The 1,652-nt window shown below is 35.7% G+C and carries 1 protein-coding gene; it reads right to left on the bottom strand.

The window, feature by feature from the left end; all coding sequences use genetic code 11:
- The coding region (locus ABID39_RS07830) for a type ISP restriction/modification enzyme (RefSeq protein WP_354187600.1) at positions 1–1,652 on the bottom strand (1,652 nt) is incomplete at both ends.

Below are 1,652 nucleotides of genomic sequence, written 5' to 3'. Positions count from 1 at the left end.
AACTTCCAAAAGTCATCAGCACTCTTTACACAAGGAATGCGAGGTAATTCTTTGCATAAATTATCAGCATAACGAGAGCGATAATCTTCCGAATGAAGCAAACCGTAAACATAATAGAATAGATCATCCTTAGAGATTTTTTCATTAGGATAAGCAGCTTTAAAATGGTCTAGACCTTCATCAGTAATAGCATCACGCTTCTGTAAACCAGTTGTTTTGTTTTCCTCTATAAAGTTTGTAAATAAATGGGATTGTTTCTCACTTTTACTTTTTGAAACCGTAGTGTCTTCATAAATATAGCGTGGAAAACATTGTCCATTTTCTATCACATGAAAATCAGATACTGTCTTAGTCATAATAACAGAAAAATCTTTATTTGCTCCTATACCTGTAATTTGTATCACTCTATTTTCAACCGCTTGCCCTATAGGAAATATCCGCAGCATTTGATAAACCATTTCATTGAAACTGCGATTATAATAAAGCCACTGCTTGGTAAAAGGACGATACAAACTTCGAGTAAGGCATATCTCTTCAAATTTAAAAACTTTCCCTTTTGCTAGCTCTTGTTTAAGTGCACGACTCCAACTGATTTTTTTGGCATTCGTATTGATAAAATCATTTACAGCCTTTGTACGCGTTCTATGATCGGCGTATGAATAAGCATCATCAAAACGTTCTACTTCGCTATTATAGAACGTGATCATGTTATTTATGTTTTTAGATAAAGCTTTACGGCTTGAATGATACACCCAAGCATCACGGCTAGTTACAACACCACACGAAAAATTTTCAAAAAGTCTTTTACCATGACCTTTTTTAACACCTAGAGCTAGAAATGTCTTGGAACTGTCATCACGTTGATTAACCCAATCACCATGTTTATCTGGTGTAATTATTTGCCAACCTTTTTTATTTCGTGTAATGCCATCAATACTCCTAAATTTTTCAATTATTGTGAGCTTTTCTTCTTTATTGAGATAATCTCCAATATCACGAAAATATATCTTACCATGCTGTTGCGCATTTGGATTTTTAACCAAAATAGAAATCGCTATAGGGGCACGAGAACCTTCACCAAAAATTCCACCACTTTCTTTCTTCCGTTGTTCTCCAGAAGTCCGCGCATTTCCTCGTAAATGGAAAATATAAAGGCTGCTAAATTCTTCAACGAGGCATTTTCGTAAACCCTCCATAGAACTTCCATCAATAAAACCCGCGTTTGTAACAAAACCAATAACACCGCGGTCTTTTATACGGTCACTAGCCCAGCGAATGGCGCGGATATAGCTGTCATACAGACCTCGTATAAGACTTGCTTTCGATTGAGCAGCATAAGTTTCACGGATACGATTATCTAAAATCGGATAAGGAGTATTCTTCGCATTATCGTTTTCACTCTTTTGTCCTATAGAATAAGGCGGGTTGCCAAAGATAACTTCAATATTTAGATTTTTCTGGAGTTCTAAATATTCACTGTTTTCTTTGAATAATTCCTGTAGCAGATTCTTCTCTTCAAGCATCCGAAACGTATCGGTTAAGCCAATATGCTTGAAAGGAATATACTCACCTTTCATAATACTATGATAAGTCGATTCAATGTTAATCGCTGCTATGTAATAGGCAAGCAAAACAATCTCATTGGCATGGAT

It is taken from the genome of Bartonella japonica, from assembly GCF_040545385.1.
In the GTDB taxonomy this organism is placed as follows: Bacteria; Pseudomonadota; Alphaproteobacteria; order Rhizobiales; family Rhizobiaceae; genus Bartonella; species Bartonella japonica.
This window is presented reverse-complemented; position numbering and strand designations above follow the sequence as displayed.